This window comes from Streptomyces xanthophaeus (assembly GCF_000725805.1).
GTDB classification, from domain to species: Bacteria; Actinomycetota; Actinomycetes; order Streptomycetales; family Streptomycetaceae; genus Streptomyces; species Streptomyces xanthophaeus.
On record NZ_JOFT01000019.1, the window covers coordinates 239916 to 259432 of the forward strand.

Sequence of the window (19517 nt, forward strand, 5' to 3'; positions counted from 1 at the left end):
ATAGGACGAACGTCGTACGGGATGCCTGGGAATGACCCGGTGCAGCGTGAAGGAGCCCCCGTAGCAACTGGGACGTGTGGAACTGGGGGCTCGGAACCCCACCATCCGCGCCAGGTGTGGTCCTTCCAGGATCTGCGCTGACTTCGGCCAAGGTGGCGACCTCGCGCGTACCCGCCGAACCGGCCGGGCCCGCGGCGCCGGTAGCGCTCATGGCTCTACTGGCTGAGCAGTGCGACAGCCAGGAAGGCCGGATCCCGATAGCGATCGAGGCAACGCGCGGACGGCTCGGCACGTGCCCGCGGAGCGATAGGCCCCGCCCCCTCCTGGCCGCTGCCTGCGGATTCCGAACCGGCCTGCTCCCGAGGTACGCCCGTCCGACGTCGACGCCCGCCGAGACGCACGTCAGGGCGCTGCTCGGCGCAGGGACAGGGCGAAGGCGCAGCTGGTGACGGAGAGGACGATGATCGGTGGCGGGGGCAGCAGGAGGGCGGAAATTGCCAGGCCGACGAGTGAGGCGGCGAGGAGTGTCCATCCGAAGGCGGTGCGTCGTTCGATCAAGTCTGGGGAGTGGTGAGCGGCGAACAGAGCGAGGAGTGCGCAGGTGATGGCGAACAGGGCCATGGCGGAACTCATGCCGTGGACGACGTCGAGGGTGGTGCGTTCCAGGCCGAGCAGCGTCATGCTCGTTGCCCGCATGGCTGCTGATGAGGCTTCTTGCTGTGGGGTCGGATTGCCCCAGGCTGTTGCGGCGGCAAGTGCGAGGTGCCCCGTGCCCAGGATCAAGAAGCCGCCGACTCCTACCTTGAAGGGCCGTAGCGGTTCGGGCCTTTGCATGACGGCGGAGGTGGTGACCGCGCTCATTGTGGCTCCTTGAGGTTGGATCAGATATTCCTCTACGGATGTAGAGGGCGTGTCCGTACTCTACATCCGTAGAGGCCGCCGTGGGGAAGACAGGCATCGGCTACGCCGCGGCACCAAGTTCCCGCGACGCGATGCTCTGTGAAACCGTCCGCCCCTCCTCACGCTGAGCCGCCGACGGGCGGCCCGGCTCCGGCGTTCCCTGCCCATACGGGGTGGCCCGACGGCGGCGACCGCGAGCGGATCGGACCCGGCAGCGCGGTCAGCCGGAACCCCCTGAGAGTCGTCGGCGGCGAGCAGCCGGCGTGTTCCCACGCCGGTCCACCGCCCGCTGAACTCCGGGTCAAGGCCGGTTGGAGCAGTACAGCCTGCCGGGCGACGCCGCCTGTGGTGGCATCACGCCATGAAAGACCCTTTCTCCTCCGCGGAGGCATCGACCCTGCAGCCACCGGTGGGGTCCGTGGACCGGGACGCCGCGCGCCGGGCGGTCGCCGACCGTGCCATCGACCGCGCCGACCTCACGCGCCTGCTCGACCTGCTCGGCCTGTGGCCGGGCGATGATCCGCCCGCCCGCGGCATGGCCAGTGCTTCGGCGGATCCAGGTGAGGGCCCATCCGGGACCTTGGAAGAGGAATGCCGTCGCTGTCCGCCATGAGTGACCGCTTGCGGCCGTACGGGGTCCGGGCATCTGCTCCGCGAGCTGAGATTCCGTTGCCAGGGCTCCTCCTCCCGGGGCCCGGGTGCGACGTTCAAGGCGGCGGCGTTGCCCGGATCGGCGGAGGGTGCCTGCCACGCTCCGCGATGACCCACCGTGCGCAGCGATACGGGCCCGGGGGTGGCCCATCCGCCCCCGGCGCTGCCAGGGCTGCGGGGCGCACCGGCCTGAGCCTGGTGAAGCCGAGCCCGGGGAAGCCCGGAAGGCCTAGGACGGGTCTCTCTCCAGGTGCGCGTGCTGTCGTTTCGATCGCTCACCCGAGGACTTGCTTGGCCCCCGCTGTTCGCGGGGGTGGGCGGCCTTGGGAGGATGCGCGTGTGGATCTCGACGCCTTCCAGATGCTGCTGACCGACGAGGGCCAGTCAGTACTGGCCGCCGTACACGACCCTGACCCAGCCACATGGCCCGCCACCCTCACCGCGCTGCGTTGGGACCACCCGGCGGAGCTGGTCACGGCGGCGATCGAACAGGTGCGGCTGCGGCGGGTAGCTCAGGCCAAGTTCGGGGCGGACGCCCAGCGGATGTATTTCACCCAGGATGGCCTGGACCTTGCCTCTCACCACGAGGTGGGGGAGTACAAGCTGGACCGGGTCCTGGACGGGATGGGCGTGGTGTTTCTCGACGTGTTCCCTCTGGGCATAGGGGCGGACATGCTCGCGCTGGCATCGGCGCATGCCGTCACGGCCGTCGACAGCGATCCGTTGAACGTCGCGATCGCCACGGCCAACGGCGAGGCCATGGACGTGCTGTCCATGACATGGATCGAGCAGCAGGACCTCACGGCATACCGGCCCTGGGGCGAGGCAGTCTTCCTCGACGTCAGAACGCCGGTGGGGAGTGCCGGGGCGCAGTCCGGGGCCCCGTCGCTGTCCTGGGCGCTGGAGACCGTCCGCGGGATGGGAGCGGGGGCCATCCGGATGAGCCCGGAGGTCGACTACAGGAGCATGCCAGAGGGATGCGGGGCTGCCGAGGCCGAGTGGATCTCCTGGCACGGAGAGGTGCACGAGGCAGTCCTGTGGTGGTGGTACGGAGACACGGATTCCACAACCGAGGTACTGCGCCGGGCCACCCTGCTGCCCGGCGGTGCCACCCTGATCGGCCGAGGGCTTCCGGAACCGACCGTGCGACTGCCCGGCCGCTACCTTTACGAGGCGGACGCGGCCGTCGTCAGAGCCGGCCTCGTGGCCGAGGTCGCCGAGGACGTCCGTGGCGGCGTCCTGGACGCGGCCGTCCCTGCCTGCATCACCTCGGACGAGGCACACGCCACCCCCTTCGCAACCGCCCACGAGATCATCGAGGTCCTGCCGTACGACCCCTCCGGAGCCGGCGCGCTGCTCCGCGAGCGCGGGTTGACGGACCTGGCGGTACGCCAGCATGGCTGCCCGGCCGAGGCCGCGGAGCTCAGCCAGGCCTTCCCCCGCGGGGCCGGGGGCGCGGCGACGGCGTTCCTCACCCGCGTGGCCGGTGAACCGACCCTGCTGCTCGTCCGCCCCGTGAGTGATCCGAAGGGCCGCTGACTCAACTGGGCTGGCGCTCGGCCGGGGGCCCTCACGAAAGCCGGTCCATGAACGTTCCGCGGACGGGATCCTCCTGAAGGTGGGCACCGCCACCACCCAGCGGGTGCACATTGCTGCCCGCCGTGGGACGCGGACTCCGGCTTCCTTGGTGCAGGCGGAGGCGTAGCGGTTCAGGACAACCCTCTCGGCGTCGGCGATGGTCGGCCCGCGACGGGTTTTCACAGCGACCCGTAGGCGTACGCGAACCGCTATCCGGCCGTGGTCACGCACCCGCCCTGCTGCGTCCTACTTCGACGAAGAACTCGGTGCGCTCCTCATCGGTCGCGTCGGCGAGCTGGGACAGGCCCTCGAAGTACACCGCGCGTGGCGCTCCTGGTGCGAACGGCATCAGCAACGCCATCAGGACACTCCTGGCTGGGCCCCGCCAGCTGGGGCCAAGGCGTGGACGCCAGCGCGTCGAGAGGCGTACGCGAACGGCCAAGGACAGGCGGCCTCGCTGGTTGCGGTGACTGCCCGCTCGAACCGCAGCAAGTCCGACCAGGACCCGGCCCAGTGGCCGCTGCCGTCGTCGTCGGACGCGTTGTGCCGGTACGGCGTGGAGTGGACCGCGACCAAGCTCCGCTGGGGTCTGGCGATCGACGAGGCGGAGCGGGACGGGCGGCAGGACATGGCAGCCGGTTGCGGCGGTAGCGCGGTGGAGTTCGTCTCGGCTGCGCAGTGCAGGACGGGCGATGCTGCTCGACCTGCTCCGGGCGCATCGGCGGCGCCCGGCGAGGGAGGTCCCCCCGCCGGGCGCCGCTCCGGAGTGCGCGGTCACCAGTGCCGGTGACAGCGGCGACGCTTCTCCCGATGCTCAGCGACGTCGGCTACGGGTTGCCCAGGTACCGCCGATGCCGGCCACGTGAAGAGCGAGCAGCATGAGGCCGAGGATCATGAAATTGCCGGACGAGAAGACGTGGTTCGTCGAGATCTCCGCCGCGTTGATCAAGAAACTGATGAAGAACAGCACAGCGGCCGCAATGCCGAGCATCATGACTCCTTCCAGAAGGTGACATCCGTATGCCCGGCAGCTCCGACTGCATGCAGGCTCGTTGCACCCTCGTCCTCATGCTCGCCAGACCGTGACCGCTCCCGCGTTGATCGTCAGGCTGAACCGGGGTCGTGTGGTGCGGCTGGTGCCTTGAGCGTCCGATCGCTGCTGCTGCCGAGCCACAGCCCCAAGTGCAGACAGTGAAGGTCCTGCTCCACGGGGGCCGCGGTGCGCACTCCGCGCTGACCGCGACGGCGGACTCGACTCCCTTGCGAGATCGCAGACAGACCACACGTGTGGGGCCTGTTGGACGCCGACGGCACCGAGGCCGCGGCCTTTCGGCGATACCTGGTGACGGCCAGGTGCATCCGTGCAGCGTGATCTGGCGGGCGTACGCCGGTGATGCACCTGGTGAAGGGGAGAACCGAGGGCTCTGCCCGCACGGCTCACCGCCGCTCTGGGACGGCACCCCGACGGCCTCACCCAGGACGAGCGGCCACTTGAACAACCCTGACCGGAAGGTGTCACGCCCACTCCGTGCGGAGCGACAGTGATCATGGCTGTCACGAGGTGACCGAGCTGCTGTCGTCTGGCGCCTATCGCGAGGACGGCTGGCGTGCCTGCGCACACGCAGCCTCGGGGCGGTAAGCCGAGTGTCTGCTTGATCACCCTGAAGAAGTGCTCGATGTCGAATCGCCGCAGGAAGGTCTGCGCCGCTCTCGACACCGAGCTGCACGCCGCCCCTGGCCGCTTTCGACGCTGCGGCCGCTCCGTGGGGTGAGGCCCTCGAGACCTGGACGAAGACGTCCTCGCCGACGCCGACGCCGACGCCGACGCCGACGCCGACGCCGACGCCGACGCCGACGCCGACGCCGACGCCGAAGCGCGGGCCTTCGGCGCCGGCCCGGCGGCCGCCGTCGGTGAGCTGGTGCGCGGCCCAGCTCACCGACCGGCAGCAGTCGATCGGGGAGCTGGGCCGCGCGCTCACCACGGCAACTGAAGGCCGACCGTTACCCGGCTGATCCACCGACGCCGGCCGCACCGAGGACATCGGGTGGCGCCAGGCCCGCACCACGCTTCTCGGGGCCGCCGCACGCCACCACCACGCTCACCTGCTCGCCGCCGTCGTCGAGCTCGGCGGTGAGCTGGAGCCCCCGGCCACCCGTAACGGGCGCTTGAGGGGCGCGGTCATCCCAGAAGGCTGCGCGGTCAGCGCCGGCCGCCGCCGATGCGGCGGTCGTCGGCCAGTGCGGTAAGCGGGCCGAACTCGCAAGCAAGCTGGTTCCACGTCAGAACCTCGCCACAGCGGGCCGGGAACTCCTTCGGGTTGAACTCGGGCATGGTCCAGGTGCCAGTGCCCCGGTCCCGCAGCCACAGGTCCCCGTCACCGTCGACCACAGTCGGCGGGACCGGTACGGGCTCGGCCTGATCGGTGGGCTCCCAGGTGACCCGGCCCGGGTGGGAAGCACGGCGCAGCTCGGTGGTGGCCAGCCGCGCGGCCAAGTCACGGGTGGACTCTTCGGCCTCCTTGACCGACGCGAGTCGGAATGCGTCGTCAAGTACGGGCAGGGCTGGATTCTTGCTGCGCTTTGAGCTCATACGCTGACTACCTCCGGTGGTGGGCGTCACATCCGTTATGGCACCCCGTAGAGGAACACGGTATCCGAGGCGGGAGCCGGGCCGGCTACGACCACTGTCCAGGTGGAGGCTGGCACCCGGGGCGGTGGGGCGAGCCCAGCTCCATGCGGTTTCGGCGGGCGATGATGTTGCCGGCCTCGGCCGGCGGCAGCACCGTCCCGGTCATGGCCCGCTTGATCCAGGCGGGCCATGACACCGTTCGCGACGTGATCGACCGCTTCAACGAGGTGGGGTTGTCCTGCCTGGGTCCTCGGTGGGCAGGACGCCGCCCCCGCCTGCCCACTGGTGACGACGAGAACTTAGTGATCCAGATGGCCACCACCCGCCCGACTCGGGTCGGTCAGCCCCCGGACTCAGGACCAGCCAGCCCGCCAGGCACGACCCGTGTCACGGCCCGGATGCACACCACGCAGCAATGCCCCAACCGCACCGGCGGGGCGAGCTGCCAGGCCGGGGTGCTGTTCAGGACGTAACCCGCGGTACCTGAGGCGAGAGCCGGAGCAATGTGCGGCTCGTCCGCGGAGCGGGGGAGCACACATGCCCTCGGCAGCCGGGCCAGGCCGCCGACACGAGCGGGCCTCAAGACGGGCCGCGGCAGCCGTGTCGCGGTGCAGGTCGGCCAGGTGCCGTCGAGGAAGGTGGCCGGGAGGACGGGGTTGGCCCGTGCCTGGGGCCGGGTCGTCGAGGGTGCGGGGGGCAGCCCGAGGCAGGCGCAGTGGGTGTGTCCTTGTGACCCACGTGCACATGGCAGGGGGGGGCAGGGGTGGCCTGCGTCAACGCGGCTATCTCCCTCTCATCCCCAGGGTTGCTCAGAGATGCGCGGCGGGCCCGGCCCTGCCGCGTCCGTCAAGTACCCGGTGGGATCGGGGCCCCGCCGCCGCAGGGCGGGCGTCGGCGGCCGGCGGGGAGGCGCACCGCCCTCACCTGTCGACCTCTCGGGTGCGTGCAGCGGATCGGCGCGGTGCCACGATGCCTGGCGGAAAGCCGGGCAGTGCGGTGAAGCGGCCGCGCAGCGACGAGAGGGAAGACCATGACGCCTCATCAGGTGGCCGTCGAAGCAGCTCACCCGATCCCGGAGCAGTCCGGGCTGCCCGTGGACACGCTGGACTCTGTGTCCGGCCGGGCCCCTTCCGCGACGGGGCGGCCCGACGCGGAGCTCCTGATCGCCGCCTCCGTGCTGCTGGCGGACGCGGCGCTCACCGCGAAGCGGGCCGGCGCGGATCTGACGGACACGCTGAGCAGCTGGCGGTTCGGCCTGGCCTGCCTGCGCCGCCCCGGGTGGGCGTTCGGTACGGCGCTCTCGTGCGCCAAGGCGCTGACCAGCCCTTCGGGGCTCGGGTTCGGTCCGAACGGTGGAGTCGTCGGAGAGCTGGCCCGGATGGCGGGGAGCGTGACCTACCGCCGCCCGGCCGCAGTGGCCATGGCCGTGGACGCATTCGCGCTGAGGATCGAGGCGGCGGTGGTCGAGCACCCGAACCTCGACTCCGTACTGGCGAGGCGGCTCACCGATGCCATGGTGAAGGGCAACCGGTGGGAGGCACTGCGGGCCCTGCACGCGCTGGTCGAGCGGCTGGGCGTGACCCGTGCCCTGACGACCCTCAGCCCCGTCATCATGGAGCTCCTGGGGCTGTTGGGACTCCTCGACGAGAACCCGGTCAATGACAGCTTCTCGTGGGTGACCCTCGCCGGCGACGTACCGACCACGGATCCCTTCTTCGGACTGCCCAGTTCGGTGCTCGGGTTCCTCAATCCCGGTCCCGGACGCGCGGAGCGGATCGAGCCCGACTCCATCCTGGCGAAGGCCCTGCGCACGTCCTGCAACGACATCGTCAGCTACATCAATGACATCGGCACGCTCGGCAATCACGGCCTGGTGCTGCTGCGGCGCGTCGCGTGTACCGACGGCCACATCAGGTATGTGCTCCTGCTGCCCGGTACCAGCTTCGGGCTGCCGAGCAACAGCACTCCCCAGGACCTGATCGGCGCTTTCGACGGGTGCTTGCGCTCCGACACGACCTACACGCGCGCCGCGCGGAAGCTGCTGCGCCGGGCAGGGGTGCCGGCCGGGTCCGAGGTGATGTTCGTCGGACACAGCCTGGGCGGGCTGACGGCAATGAACCTGGCGATGGACGTGGACCTGGCGTCGGCCTACCGGATCACTCATGTGGTCACGCTGGGCTCTCCCATCGACAACAAGCGCCCGGCCGACCACACCACGCAGGTGATCAGCCTGGTCAACAAGCACGACGTGATCCCCATGCTCGACGGACGCGGCCCTGCCTCTCCCCACGACGTTCCCGCCGATTGGGTCGAACTGACCTGGCTGGACGAGTCGTACGACTATCCGCTGTCGCACGCCCCGCAGGCGTACTCCGACACCCTGCGCGGGGAGATGGCACACCACCGGGTCCGGGTGAACGAACTGATCGCGGCCTACGACGGCGCAGTCGTCGGTAACCAGCCGTACATGCTCCGCGACAAGTGACCGCATGACCCCGAGGGAGACCAACCGATGACCACCACGCACGACGTCCCGGCCACTACTGTCCCGCGACCTGAGACGGCTCGGCCTCTGGAGAACGTCCTGTTCAGCGCCGCACTGGTGGCCCGCGGTCTGCCGTGGGCGGACCTGCCCGCGCGGACGCTGGGTCTGGACGCACTCACCCGTGCCGGGCTCGAGCGCCGGCTGATGACCCACCTGCAAGACCGTCGGGACGGGCGACCGGTGCGGCTCCGTACGCCCTTCGGCACCTTTCTCGTGCCGCCGACCCGCGCGGACGCGAAGGGCCTGCTGGCCCGTGCCGACCGAGCTGGTGCGCTGGGAACCGCGTCCGGACTCACCACCGACGGGCGCCGCTGCGGCCTCTCCCCGCACGTGGTCCCGTCGGGCGCGTGGGATGCGCTGACGCAGGAGGAACTCGCAGGGCTGACCGCCCGGGTGGACGGGCACCTGCAAGCGGTGCTCGATGCCCGGCGTGAGGACGGCGCCCTGGACGGGCACCACTGGCACGCCGGCATGCTGCGGCTGAGCCGACACGTCGTACTGGGTGCCCGCGCGGCCGCGGACACCCTGCTGAGCGAGATGGTCAGGGCCGCGACGGACGCCGTGGGAAGCCGTGCGTACGAGGAGCGGGCGGCGGCCCTGCGGCGGCGCCTCGCCCTGTATCTCGCCGACCCTGAGCCAGGTTCCCTGGCCGGCCGGCTGTCAGCCCGGTCCCAGGGCGCGCCGGAACCGGACCTGGCCGTCGCGCACGCACTGGCCCTGGTGTCGACGGCCACCAGCGTGTCGGCGTTCCAGGCGTTGGCCCTGTTCGCCGCGGGCACAGCCACGGACGCCGTGACCTCTCCGGAGGCTGCCGTGGACCTTGCCCTGGAGCACTACCCTCCGCTGCCCGCCCTGGTGTACCCGGTCCGCGCGCCGCTCGACACGGACGGACCGGCGATCGCCCCGGGCGACGAAATCCTCTACGACCGCGCGATGTTGGGGCAGCGGACACCGGGGGAGCCCGCCGATCCTGCATGGGCCCTGTGCGGCAGCCCGTCCGGCTGCGCCACCGCCCGCTTCGCCGCACTCGTGGGCCGCGAAGTCGTCCGCGGCGCCACCGCGGGGACGCGCCCCGTCCTCCTCGCACCGAAGTTCGCCCTGGACCGCCTGCCGAGCCGCCTCGGTCCAGGGTCCGTTGCCGTCGCCCTCGTGGAGGCCGACGGTCCCACCGTGACAGCGGAAGCGTACGGAGACCGGCTACCGGCGTACGGGGCGCGGGGACGGGTCGGCGCGGACCGGCTGGACCACCACGCAGAGCGGCTCTCCGCCTGCGCCGCCGATACAGGCTGGGACGGGAGCGAAACCGGCGAACGGTTCCGGACGGCCCTCCTCGCGCACGCCGACCGGTGCGCGAACGCGGCCGCCGACGTACGGCGGGCCGCGAGGTGGCTCTCGGGCTGAACCCGCCCGGGCGGGCGGCGTTCGTCCGACTGCCCTCGAACGGACGACTTCATCCGCGCTGTCCCGATCACCCCGTGATCAGCAGCGCTCACGCACGTTGAACGGGCAGAACCCGTCCCGTCGACATCCCGTCGGTGACGTGCGATGCGAGAGCGAGGTCCCGTCATGAGGGACAGTGTGTCCGAGATGATCAAGGCGGCCGGGGCGGAAATCGACTCCGCCAAGCGGCTGCTCGGCGAAGCCGGCGAGGTGGCGTGGGACCGCCTCCTCGACTGGCTGGTCGACGACTACTTCCGGGTGGTCGCGCTCGGTCTGGAGAACATCCCGGCCGAGGGCCCCGCCGTGATCGCCGTCAACCACTCCGGTGCCTGGGGCCTGGACGCGTTCGTACTGGACAAGGTCCTGGGCAGGGCCCTGGACCGGCGCGTGCGCTTCCTCGCGGCCCCCTTCGTCTTCCGCACACCCATCCTGGGGCGGCACGCGCGCCGCAACGGCGCGCTCCCGATCGGCCCGACGGCCGGCGTCGACCACCTCAACGCGGGGCGGCTCGTCGGGATGTACCCGGAAGGCGTCGCCGGTCTGGAGAAGCCGTTCACCGAGAGGTACCGCCTGCGGCCCTTCAACCCCGGCTTCGCGGTCGCCGCCATCCGCTCGGGAGCTCCCGTGGTGCCGGTCGGGATCGTCGGAGCGGAGGAGGCGTGCCCCAAGCTCGGCGAGGTGCCGACCCTCGCCCGGCTCCTCGGGGTCCCGTACTTCCCGCTGACCACCCCGTTCCCGCTGCCTTCCAACTGGACCATTACCGTCGGGGAGCCGATCCCGGCGCCGACGCGGCCCGAGGGCCTGGTAGCCCGCCGGGAGGCCGCCCGACTGCTCAGCGAGACCACGCGCAGCGCCGTCCAAGAGCTGATCGACCGCGAACTGGCCGATCGGGAGAACCTGTTCGACTGATCCCACCGCCGGCGCCGCATGTCAGCCTCCACCCGCCGGGTGCTCGGCACGCCGGCGCACCCGTGCCGTCGCCAGAACGAGCGCCGCCGCCAATAGCCGGCGGTAGGCCCTCGGTCGGGGGGGCTGGTGGGATGTGGCCGTGACCGGGGAGCTGCTGAATCGTTTATCCATATCGTCGCGTCAGATGCACGATGGCTCCCCCCTTGCAGTGCCGCGACTGGCCCCGGGACGCCCCCTGTCCCGGGGCCGTGTCAGGGTCTGACGGGCGGGCTCGACCAAGGTCGTCTTCTGCGGATCGTGCCGGGCCACTGCGGCCACGGGTGGAGCGCGGGCTCTCAGCACGGAAGGGTCACCGGCCTGACCGACGCCGACGTCGCGGTAGCGTACGCGCTGCCGGAGGCGTAGTCGGCCCTGCACGTGGCCGAGGGCCGGGCTCCGGCCCTGTGTGTGCGCCGTGGTAGTCATCTCCCATGAGCCAGTTCCGCGATTTCAACCTCAAGCTGCTCGTCATCGAGGAGCTCATGTACGGCCCCGAGCCGCTCCTCCCGGTCTACGATCTGCCCGCACGGCTGGCCGAACAGGGGATCGGCGACCCCGCGTCCCACGTCCTGGAGAATGGTCTCCACGCGGAGGTGCTGCCCGAGTCCCGGGCCCATTTCGAGGCTCTGGAGATCCCGGTCGAGCTGCTCGCCCGGGTCGAGGAGCTGTGCTTCGACGCGGGGGCGGAAGTCTTCGGGCACTGCGCCCCCGCCTGGGACGGTGAGGACGACCTGTTCGACGTTCGCTCGCTCGACGACCTCGCTCTTCTGCCCAACCTGCGGGAGGTCACCTTCGTGGACGACGGCGTCCTGGCCGTGCCGGACGCTGCGGAGGTCTTCGCCGCACGGGGCATCGACACCGACTGAGGTACCAACAATCCGGTCGGTCACGGGTACACCTTTCGTTGGCGACGAGCTCTCATCCCGCGCTTCGACCCGGGGCTCCGGGAGGGACGGGAACGGCCGCGGGGCCCCGCGACACTGCTCGACCGGAACGCCCGAGTCGCTGGGTTCTCGGGTCTGGGCGGTGCTACGGGCCGCCCTTGGGGCTCGGCAGCCTCCCGCGAGCCTGCGGCGAACCTGACTTGGACGGAATCCCTACGCGACCCGCGACCCGCGACCCGCGACCCGCGATGCGGGGGCCGGTGCGAAGGAGTCCCCTCCGCGCCGGCCTGCCCACGGGCGCGGGCGGCGGGTGGCTTACCCGCGGCGCCACAGGGCGGGGACGTTCGGAGGCTCCCAGCCGGGCACGGAGGTGTGGGCCTGGACGCAGGTGTACGCCGCCCCGCCGTAGGAGACGCGGTCGCCGGTCCGGTACGCGGTCCCCGGCGCCCAGGTACCCCCGGGCGGGGTGCTCGGGCCGGGGGGCGTGACCGTGGGGGACGGCGACGGCGTCTGCGGTACGTCCAGGACGAAGTCGAAGGTGCCCTCCCTCCCCGGGCCGCTCTGACGTACGTTCATGAGCAGCCGGGCGTCGAAAATCGAGTCCGTGCTGTTGCGCGGCTCCCCCGGGAAGTACAGCTGGGTGGTCAGCACCGGCCTGCCCGGGGCCTGCACCTTGACGTGGAGGTGGCGGGTGCGCCCCGGGTAGAGGCCCGGCACGATGGTCGCCAGGCGGAACGCCCCCTGGGCATCGGTGAACTGGTGGCCCCGGAAGGCAAACCCGGTGTTGTCGTACGCGCCGTTTACGTCGGCCTGCCAGAAGTCGAGCAGGGCACCCGCGACGGGCAGGCAGGCCCGGCCGAAGACGTATCCGCTGACCGTGAGCCGGGTGCCCGGCGTGGACGCGGTCACCAGGGAGGTGCGGAGCGGAGAGTTCGGCTTGAAGTAGGGGCCTTCCGTCTGGGGCACGGTGGGGTGGTCGCCGTCATCGCAGGCCGGGGTCAGTCCGGGCGGTGCGCCGGCCCCGCGCTGGTCACGCGCCAGGGCGGCTCCACCGCCGATGAGCAGCGGGGTGCCGGCGGCAAGGGCGGCGGCCTTGAGGAAGTTCTTGCGGCTCAGCCAGCTCGGTCGGCCGGTGGGTGCGGGGGCGCCGTTCGGCGGTGCGGACCGTGACGGGTCGGTGGTGTGTTCTTCGGGGCTGGGCACGGGTCGGACTCCTTCTCACTCGTGGGGCGGGGAAGGCGGTGGGCTGATCCGGGCTCCCGGGCCGCGGTGGGGCGCGGCCCGGGGTCGGGAGGGACGTACCCGCTGGCCCGGAGCCCTCGGCGTCAACGTACGGTTCGCTTCGCGGGGGCCGCGATGGACGGGATCCGGGGATCGTGGTGAATTCCTCCGCCCTGCGGGCTGTTCCCCGGGCCGATCGCTGCTCGGTAGTCGCCCGGGGTCATGCCGGTTTCGCGCCGGAAGAAGCGGCAGAAGTACGCCGGGTCGGTGAAGCCCGTGTCCCGTGCGACCTGCCGGATCGTGAGGTCGGTATGGGCCAGCAGCCGTTTGGCTTCCAGTGTCTGCCGGCGGCGGATCAGGCGGCCGGGGGTCTGTCCGGTGGCCTGCTTCACCAGCGTGTGCAGGTGCCCGGCTGACACGCCCAGTTCCTTCGCGCAGGAGGCCACGGAGGAGGCCGTACCGCCCGGGGAGGCGATGAGTCGGGTGAACGCGGCGGCCAGTTCGGCGGCTCGGCCCGGTGTCGCGGCTCCCCGCCCCGGACCTGGCTCGCGGTTGCGCAGGGCGCGGGTGATCAGGATGTGCAGGTAGGCGCGCAGCACACCGGCGTATCCCGTGCGCAGGGTCCGGTATTCGTGTTCCATCTCCGCCAGCAGATCCGGGATCCCGTCCTGGTGGTCCCTCAGGCGCAGCCATGGCCGGTCGGCCAGCAGGTCGAGGGCGGTGGCGTCGTCGGGGTGGGAGAGGAGGAAGTCCTCGTTGAAGAGCATCACCCGGCCGGTGAGTCCTTCGGTGTCCTCCCAGTGGTGGACCTGGCCGGGTGTGATCACGCACAGGTGCGGCGGGTCCAGGGGCCGGTGGGTGAGGTCGAGCACGTGTGCGCCGCGACCGCCGGTGACGTGGACGATCTCGTAGAACGCGTGCCGGTGCGGGAAGTTTGCGCGGGAGAGCGGTCCGATGGAGTCGAAGGATCCGATGGCGAAGGGCAGGAGGTGCGGGAACGGGACCTCCAGCCGGTGCAGTGGCAGCTCGCCGGTCCGGTGCGTGCTCACGAGGTCATCCGTAACGGGTTCATCGGAACAGTCTGAGACCGGCTCACTCACTGGTCCAGACCAAAAGGTGCCGCCCGGGTCGGCCGCGGGCCAAGGCCGCGCGAGCGAGCCTCTGCGAACCGCTGGGAGCGGAGACGGGGTGGGCGAGGCTGCGGGCGGGCCTTTCGGTCGCACCTGGGTGCGGCGGTCATGCTGAGCTTCCCTGGGATCGGACCAAGTCGGTGCGCGCATTCTGGGGGAGATCGGCGATGAGGTGGGGCTGGAATGGTTGTGGAGGCTACTTCGTGACGGTCATGGTGGCTGGGCGAGGACGAGGTTCCGCCAGAGAGCGAACGAAGCTCGGCCGTACGCCCAGCGTCTGATCAGCTGGATGCGTGTGGCCCGGCAGTCGACGGCGCGCGACCGATTTCCAGAGAGTCTCAACGGCTGCGGTCATTCACCGCAGTCGCCTTCAACCCGCTCGACCAGCGGCTCCAGATGAGCTGCGACATGGGAGGAGGCGCCTCCGGCGGCCCGATGATCAAGAACTTCGCCAGGAACGCGCAGATCGTCGGGGTCAAGAGCCGCCACCGGAACACCGACAGCTGCGGAAACTGGCTGGTCAACCGGATGTTTCCCTCCGAACACGGAGCCCAGGCCGTCGCTGTCTACAACGCTGCACGCTGACCAGGTCACGCCCGGGGTCGGCGCAAGCCGTCCTCGGGGTGTCCCAGCCTGCCTTCCACCGGGAGACACAGATGGCCCCTGAGACGCGCATCCGCGCGCTGGCTGCGGCCGTCGTTGCTGCGGCCGGCCTCGCCGCACTGACCGGCATGGCCGAGTCTCCACCGCCGCCCGCCGAACCTACCTGGGGGGGATGGGAGGCCCACGAACTCATCGGGCAGTTGTCACACACGCGGTTTCGACAGCTCACGTCCGCTCGCGCGGAGAGGACCGCTCCCAGCGGGCGGTGCCCCTCGCGCTAGGGTCTGTCGTCGCAGTGGTCTTCCGTTGTGGGTCATGGTCGGGTGATACGTCGCCATAAACGGTCGGACGCTGGGTGGCAACTCGTGCAGCCGTTGCTGCCTCGGTCTGTGCTGGGGCGGCCGCGGCTGGATGACCGGACGATTCTGAACGGGATCGTGTGGAAGTTCCGGACCGGGGTCGCCTGGCGCGGCGTGCCTGACCGGTACGGGTCGGGGGCCAGTTTGCACACCCGTTTCCGCAGGTGGGCGGCGGACGGAACCTTCGAGCGGATGCTCCAGGCCGCGCAGGCGGGTAAGCGACATCGAGTGGCTGGTGTCGGTGGATTCCACCGTCCGTGCCGACCAGCACGCGGGCGGGGCCCGAGAAGGGGCTCCGCAGCCCGGCCCTCGGCTGGTCCCGCGGCGGACTGACCAGCAGGATTCACCTGGCCTGCGACGGGACGGGCCGTCCCCTCACGTTCGTCCTGACCGGCGGGAACACCAACGACTGGACTCAGTTCACCGCCGCGATGGACGCCGTACGGGCGCCCCGGATCGGGCCGGGTCGACCGCGTGTCTGGCCCGATCGCGTCATCGGCGACAAGGGCTACAGCTCGAAGGCCATCCGTAATTGGCCGCGGCGCCGCGGCGCCGCAGCGTCACGCACACGATCCCGGAGCGGTCTGACGAGGTCCCCAATCGGACCCGGCGAGGCAGCCGGGAAGGCAGCCGGGGAGGCCGGCCGTCGGCCTTCGGCAAGCAGGTCTACATGGACCGCAACGTGCTGGAACGGTGCTCCGCCGGCTTGCTCCGGAGCTGGTGAGTCAGCCCGGGCGCCGAGGTGGGAGCGTCGCTACGACGACGAGGAGTGTGGCGCCTTCGGGGGAGGGTGTCTGTTTGGTGCGAGTTCTGCTGGCGCCGCGCAAAGGAGAAGGCATCGCAGATGCCCTTCTGCTCCAAGCGGACCAGCAGTGCCGGGCACGGGTGGATGGTGATCTGGGTGCGGTGCATCCGCTCGTGGTGCGGGGGCAGAAGGAAAAGTAGTGAGTGGCGGGCGCCGATGTTGGCTTGCGGCCCGTGGCCGCCCTTCCACTCGCGCAGGAACGACTTCGAGCCCACCAGGAGCAGGCCGTGCCAGCTTGTGCGACACCGGCCCCGGCGCCAGTGCCCGGGGGCCCGCACCGATGGGTGAGTGCGTTGGCCCTGGTGGGCTTCCTCGCCGTGAGCTACGGCGTTGCGGCCTTGGGGGCACTTGCCTCCGTCGATGCGGGCGAGGTCTACGGTGCGCTGGAGCGACCCTCTTGGGCCCCTCCCTCCTGGCTGTTCGGTCCCGTCTGGACTGTGCTGTACGCCACCATCGGTGTCTCGGCCTGGCTGGTGTGGCGGCACCCGGACCGCCACCAGGTGCGCGGAGCGCTGACGTGGTGGTGGGTACAGCTTGTGCTCAATCTGGCCTGGACCCCACTGTTCTTCGCGGCCCGCCAATACGGGCTCGCCCTGTTGGACATCACTCTTCTCTTGGCCGCGCTCGGTACGACCATCGTGGGCTTCCGGCGGTTGAGCGTCACGGCGGCGGCCTTGCTGATCCCCTACCTGGGGTGGGTCGCTTTCGCGGCCGCCCTCAATGCGTCCATCTGGCAGCTCAACTCATGAGCCTCGACGAGGTCCCCCAGGCGCCGCCCGGGGAGGTGCTGGTGTGTCCGGGCACGGGGGCTGTGGCGCAGCATCTGGGTGCGGATGCCACCACGCTCCGTGCGGGAACCACCAGCTCACCTGCGCCAGCGACCTCACCCCCAGTCAGGTCAGGTCCGGACTGGCCGCGCTGCGGGAGGTCATAGCGGACCAGGAAGGGCCCCGCTGGTCTGGATGCGGACCGACGGTTACCAGCTCGGAGCCGAACCGGCCGCTCCGGAGGCGTACGAGCGGAAGGTGATCAAGGAGAAGCTCACCGAGTTCCGTCGGTTCATCACCGGCATCGTCGCTCCCCACGCCGCCGCCCACCCGGGCGGCAAGTGGGTCCGCCACATCTGCAGGGTGGCCGATGGCGCCCGGCCAGGACTGCTTCTTTGAAAAGAGCGAGGGCTGCTGCGGCGTAGGCCGGCGCGCCGACGGGTCTGGAGAGTCGGCCTTGGCGACAAGTGGCCCCCGGCGGGGACGGGGAGTGCACGGATTTCGTCGCCGCTCAGGAAGTGGGGCCGGGACCGCGTGCGCGGATCTGCAGGCCTGAGGGCTGGTCAGAGCTGATCGAGCTACTTCACCCGCTCCGCGAAGCGCTGGCGGTGGCCGGGTCGTGCAGGCTGGGCCGTGGAGGTGGTCGCGGTGACGCACGATGATTCGTTCGGGCAGGCGGGGCGGGGTGTTCGCGGGGATGTGGACCTGGCGGTGCTGGATGCCCTGTTCACTCAGTCGCCGGTGGGCCTGCACGTCCTGGACACGGAGCTGAGACTGGTACGAATCAATACCGCCACGCGTTCGATGCTCAAGGTTCCTGTCGAGGGTCTGCTGGGTCGTCACTTCACGGATGCGTTTACCGGGCTGGAGTCGCCCGGCGAGGTGACGGAGATGGTCCGTGGTGTGTTGGCGACCGGCGTGCCGGTGCGGGAGCGGCTGCTGCGTTCGCGGTTCAATACCGAACAGGGGCGGGAGCGAACTCACTCGATTTCGGTGTTCCGTCTGGTGGATGGGCAGGGAGGGGTCCTGGGAGTCGCGGTTGCCGCTGTTGAGGTTACGGATGCCGAGGATGCGCGTGCCCGGCTGAGGATCCTGGACGTGGTGCACGAGCGTGTGGGCCGGACCCTCAACATCACCACCACGTGCGAGGAGTTGGCCCAGACCCTGGTACCCGCCATCGCCGATGTGGCGGTGGTGGAGGTGGTGGAAGCGGTGGTGCGGGGTGAGGAGCCCCCCGTCGGGCCCCTCGCCAAGGACGTGCCACTGCGCCGTGCGGCGTTTCAGCCCCTGACCAGCCATCAGCGCAAGCAGGCACATCCAGTGGGTGACGTGCGGAGTCTTCAAACCCCCACCCCGTACAGCCGGACCCTGGCCGACCTTCGGCCTCGGATCGTCGACCTCGACGAGGGCACCCCGTGGATGGGGTCCGACCCGAGCAGGGCTGCAGCGATCCGCGCCTCCGGATCCCACAGCCTGCTCGTGGCCCCACTGGCCCTGCGGGGCCGCGTCCTGGGCCTGGTCAGCCTCTACCGCACCGGACGGTCGCCCGCGTTCCGTGAGGACGATCTCCATCTCGTGCGTGAGGTGTGCGCGCATACCGCGCTGTGTGTGGACAACGCCCGCCGCTTCACTCGCGAGCACGCCATCGCGGCGACCGTCCAGCGCCATCTGTTGCCACGTAACCCGCTCGGCCGGAGCACGGTGGAGACGGCCCACCTCCACACCCCGGGCGAGGGTGGGGGCGGCGGCTGGTTCGACGTGATCGCCCTCTCGGGCGCCCGGACCGCCCTGGTCGTCGGCAACGTGTCCGGTCGTGGCATCCACACGGCCACGATGATGGGACAGCTGCGCACCGTCGTACATGCCCTGGCCGACCTGGACTTGGAGCCGGACGAGCTCCTGGCCCGCCTTGACGACACCGCCGGGTTCCTTGCCGCGGAACGCGCGGTCGAACCGGGTGGAGACCCGGAGCCCCAGGAGCCGCTGTCCGCGAGCTGCCTGTACGCGGTATACGACCCGTTCGAGCGCACCTGGACGTTCGCGTGCGCGGGGCAGGCGACGCCGCCGGTGATCGTCGGTCCCGACGGCATCGCCGAGACCGCGGACATCTCCGTCGGGCCTGCGCTGGGCGGCGGTGAGGGATGGCCCTTCGCCGTCACCCGAATGGAACTCGCCGAAGGCAGCACCATCGCCCTCTATACGCCCGGACTCCTCGCCGCAGGCTCGGCCGACGGCGAGGACGCCTCGGAGGTGCTCGGCCCTGTCCTTGCCCGCCCTGACCGATCCGTACAGGATCTGTGCGACGACGTGCTGTACGCGCTGCCGAGCACCAACCGTGACGGTGACCGGGTACTCCTCCTGGCCCGTACCCGGGCCTTTCCCGCCCGGTCCGTCGCCACGTGGGTACTGGCCGACGATCTCACCGAGGCCGCTGCCGCACGCGCACACACACGGCGGACACTCGCGGGCTGGGATGTGGACGAGGACACCGCGGCCGCTACCGAACTGATCGTCAGCGAGTTGGTCACCAACGCGCTTCGCTACGGAACTTCGCCCTTGCGGCTGCGCCTGATCAAGGACCGCAACCTCACCTGCGAGGTCCAGGACGCGAGCTCCACCAGCCCCCATCTGCGCCATGCGCGCACCGTCGACGAGGGCGGTCGCGGCTTGTTCATCGTCGCGCAGCTCACCCAGCAGTGGGGCATTCGTTACACCGCCGCAGGCAAGACAGTCTGGACCGAACAGACCCTCGCTCCCTGACGCAGAACGGGAGCCGTACCGGTAAGGCGGAAGGCGGATTTCACGATCGCTGCAACACACCGGACCGCGACCCGTCCCTCGGCCATCCCGGCGGCTTGCGCTCTTTGCTGGTGGACGGTTGACGTAGGCGATCAAGCGCCTCGTTGATGGCCTTCCGCCTCCCGGCTCCACAGGAGTCCCAAGAAGGGCCGCCGACCTCGCGGGCCGACTGGCCGACAACCGGTCAGCCTCGGCGGGGGCGACCGACCCTGCTCGCCTGCACCCTTGCGGTACCCCCTTTGGCTGCGTCAGTGACAA

The 19517-nt window shown here is 70.7% G+C and carries 16 protein-coding genes and 3 pseudogenes; 13 read left to right on the forward strand and 6 right to left on the reverse strand.

Annotation, left to right across the window (positions count from 1 at the left end; all coding sequences use genetic code 11):
- Positions 1–402 precede the first annotated feature (402 nt).
- Positions 403–861 (reverse strand): LIC_13387 family protein, encoded by a 459-nt coding sequence (locus IO30_RS48120; protein ID WP_051859247.1) that lies wholly within the window; start codon positions 859–861, stop codon positions 403–405.
- Positions 862–1890: 1029 nt separating this feature from the next.
- On the opposite strand from IO30_RS48120, the gene IO30_RS0114440 reads away from it, so the two are divergent.
- On the forward strand, positions 1891–3090 hold the full coding sequence (locus tag IO30_RS0114440; protein ID WP_051902246.1) for a THUMP-like domain-containing protein: 1200 nt from the start codon (positions 1891–1893) through the stop codon (positions 3088–3090).
- 262 nt (positions 3091–3352) lie between these two features.
- On the opposite strand, the gene IO30_RS45375 is transcribed toward IO30_RS0114440, so the two are convergent.
- On the reverse strand, positions 3353–3490 hold the full coding sequence (locus tag IO30_RS45375) for a hypothetical protein (protein ID WP_157853263.1): 138 nt from the start codon (positions 3488–3490) through the stop codon (positions 3353–3355).
- A 27-nt stretch (positions 3491–3517) separates the two neighbouring features.
- Between IO30_RS45375 and IO30_RS46975 the strand changes: the two are divergent.
- A pseudogene (locus IO30_RS46975) lies at positions 3518–3802 on the forward strand (HNH endonuclease); the annotation flags it as partial.
- Positions 3803–3943: 141 nt separating this feature from the next.
- Here the strand turns inward: IO30_RS46975 and IO30_RS40455 are convergent.
- Positions 3944–4123 (reverse strand): hypothetical protein, encoded by a 180-nt coding sequence (locus IO30_RS40455; protein ID WP_037893985.1) that lies wholly within the window; start codon positions 4121–4123, stop codon positions 3944–3946.
- Between the two features lie 1206 nt (positions 4124–5329).
- Positions 5330–5719 (reverse strand): hypothetical protein, encoded by a 390-nt coding sequence (locus IO30_RS0114455; RefSeq protein WP_031142953.1) that lies wholly within the window; start codon positions 5717–5719, stop codon positions 5330–5332.
- Positions 5720–5847: 128 nt separating this feature from the next.
- On the opposite strand from IO30_RS0114455, the pseudogene IO30_RS43455 reads away from it, so the two are divergent.
- The 5 genes and pseudogenes from IO30_RS43455 to IO30_RS0114480 form a co-directional block, all read left to right on the forward strand.
- Positions 5848–6105, forward strand: a pseudogene (locus tag IO30_RS43455) (helix-turn-helix domain-containing protein); the annotation flags it as partial.
- A gap of 683 nt (positions 6106–6788) precedes the next feature.
- Positions 6789–8243: a lipase family protein gene (locus IO30_RS0114465; RefSeq protein ID WP_078904686.1), complete on the forward strand. Its 1455-nt coding sequence runs from the start codon at positions 6789–6791 to the stop codon at positions 8241–8243.
- Positions 8244–8270: 27 nt separating this feature from the next.
- Positions 8271–9704, forward strand: coding sequence for a cytochrome P450 family protein (locus tag IO30_RS0114470; RefSeq protein WP_157853265.1), 1434 nt, complete (start codon positions 8271–8273; stop codon positions 9702–9704).
- A gap of 165 nt (positions 9705–9869) precedes the next feature.
- Positions 9870–10652 carry a lysophospholipid acyltransferase family protein gene (locus tag IO30_RS0114475; protein WP_157853267.1) on the forward strand — a complete coding sequence of 261 codons (783 nt, stop codon included), beginning with the start codon at positions 9870–9872 and terminating at the stop codon, positions 10650–10652.
- Positions 10653–11122: 470 nt separating this feature from the next.
- Positions 11123–11557, forward strand: a complete 435-nt coding sequence (locus tag IO30_RS0114480; protein ID WP_031142963.1) for a DUF6892 domain-containing protein — start codon at positions 11123–11125, stop codon at positions 11555–11557.
- A 333-nt stretch (positions 11558–11890) separates the two neighbouring features.
- Here IO30_RS0114480 and IO30_RS0114485 read toward each other — a convergent pair whose 3' ends face one another.
- Together IO30_RS0114485 and IO30_RS0114490 are read right to left on the reverse strand one after the other, a co-directional pair.
- Positions 11891–12778: a dioxygenase family protein gene (locus IO30_RS0114485; RefSeq protein ID WP_031142965.1), complete on the reverse strand. Its 888-nt coding sequence runs from the start codon at positions 12776–12778 to the stop codon at positions 11891–11893.
- Positions 12779–12900: 122 nt separating this feature from the next.
- Positions 12901–13845: an AraC family transcriptional regulator gene (locus IO30_RS0114490; RefSeq protein ID WP_031142967.1), complete on the reverse strand. Its 945-nt coding sequence runs from the start codon at positions 13843–13845 to the stop codon at positions 12901–12903.
- A 489-nt stretch (positions 13846–14334) separates the two neighbouring features.
- Between IO30_RS0114490 and IO30_RS45380 the strand changes: the two genes are divergently transcribed.
- The 6 genes and pseudogenes from IO30_RS45380 to IO30_RS0114515 all read left to right on the forward strand — a co-directional run bounded on the left by IO30_RS45380 (position 14335) and on the right by IO30_RS0114515 (position 19220).
- Positions 14335–14511: a hypothetical protein gene (locus tag IO30_RS45380; RefSeq protein ID WP_157853269.1), complete on the forward strand. Its 177-nt coding sequence runs from the start codon at positions 14335–14337 to the stop codon at positions 14509–14511.
- Between the two features lie 341 nt (positions 14512–14852).
- Positions 14853–15221: a transposase gene (locus tag IO30_RS48125; protein ID WP_425338107.1), complete on the forward strand. Its 369-nt coding sequence runs from the start codon at positions 14853–14855 to the stop codon at positions 15219–15221.
- Positions 15146–15784, forward strand: coding sequence for a transposase (locus IO30_RS48130; protein ID WP_157853273.1), 639 nt, complete (start codon positions 15146–15148; stop codon positions 15782–15784). The genes IO30_RS48125 and IO30_RS48130 overlap by 76 nt, the downstream gene beginning before the upstream one ends.
- Positions 15785–15995: 211 nt before the next feature.
- Positions 15996–16442 (forward strand): TspO/MBR family protein, encoded by a 447-nt coding sequence (locus tag IO30_RS0114505; protein WP_234321684.1) that lies wholly within the window; start codon positions 15996–15998, stop codon positions 16440–16442.
- Positions 16443–16551: 109 nt separating this feature from the next.
- Positions 16552–16859: pseudogene (locus IO30_RS40460) on the forward strand (hypothetical protein); the annotation flags it as partial.
- Positions 16860–17108: 249 nt separating this feature from the next.
- Complete coding sequence (locus tag IO30_RS0114515; protein ID WP_031142973.1) at positions 17109–19220, forward strand: SpoIIE family protein phosphatase; 2112 nt, start codon at positions 17109–17111, stop codon at positions 19218–19220.
- The last annotated feature ends 297 nt before the right edge of the window (positions 19221–19517 follow it).

Excerpts from the sequence above, each read along its gene's own strand:
- IO30_RS45375 (WP_157853263.1), bottom strand. The coding sequence starts at position 3,490 with ATGGCGTTGCTGATGCCGTTCGCACCAGGAGCGCCACGCGCGGTGTAC.
- IO30_RS40455 (WP_037893985.1), bottom strand. The coding sequence starts at position 4,123 with ATGATGCTCGGCATTGCGGCCGCTGTGCTGTTCTTCATCAGTTTCTTG.
- IO30_RS0114470 (WP_157853265.1), top strand. The coding sequence starts at position 8,271 with ATGACCACCACGCACGACGTCCCGGCCACTACTGTCCCGCGACCTGAG.
- IO30_RS45380 (WP_157853269.1), top strand. The coding sequence starts at position 14,335 with ATGGGAGGAGGCGCCTCCGGCGGCCCGATGATCAAGAACTTCGCCAGG.
- IO30_RS0114475 (WP_157853267.1), top strand. The coding sequence starts at position 9,870 with ATGAGGGACAGTGTGTCCGAGATGATCAAGGCGGCCGGGGCGGAAATC.
- IO30_RS0114480 (WP_031142963.1), top strand. The coding sequence starts at position 11,123 with ATGAGCCAGTTCCGCGATTTCAACCTCAAGCTGCTCGTCATCGAGGAG.
- IO30_RS0114465 (WP_078904686.1), top strand. The coding sequence starts at position 6,789 with ATGACGCCTCATCAGGTGGCCGTCGAAGCAGCTCACCCGATCCCGGAG.
- IO30_RS48120 (WP_051859247.1), bottom strand. The coding sequence starts at position 861 with ATGAGCGCGGTCACCACCTCCGCCGTCATGCAAAGGCCCGAACCGCTA.
- IO30_RS0114455 (WP_031142953.1), bottom strand. The coding sequence starts at position 5,719 with ATGAGCTCAAAGCGCAGCAAGAATCCAGCCCTGCCCGTACTTGACGAC.